This is a genomic window from Salmonella sp. SAL4457 (genome assembly GCF_046548235.1).
Classification (GTDB): domain Bacteria; phylum Pseudomonadota; class Gammaproteobacteria; order Enterobacterales; family Enterobacteriaceae; genus Salmonella; species Salmonella enterica.
Genome location: NZ_JBGDZO010001246.1, coordinates 1 through 239, shown reverse-complemented (window position 1 = coordinate 239; position 239 = coordinate 1). Strand labels below are relative to the sequence as shown.

Below are 239 nucleotides of genomic sequence, written 5' to 3'. Positions count from 1 at the left end.
CTCCTACAACGGCGACGAAGGCCAGCGAGAGGTACAGATCGCCAGCAGCACCTTCATTGCCATCAGCGACAACGGCAAGATCCTTTTCGAAAGCGGCAGCAACGCCAACCGGGTCTCCACCGGCAAGGACGCCGCAGGCCCGGACGCCAGCGGCAACCCCAGCGACAGCAGCATCTCCCTGGGCCTGGTGACGGACAAGGAAGCCTACGACACGGTGTTCCCGTCGAGCACGCCACCGC

1 protein-coding gene is annotated in these 239 nt (G+C 64.9%); it reads left to right on the top strand.

The window, feature by feature from the left end; all coding sequences use genetic code 11:
- Positions 1–239, top strand: a 239-nt coding sequence (locus ACLJNW_RS28180; RefSeq protein ID WP_410961925.1) for a hypothetical protein, incomplete at both ends; no start/stop codon positions are given.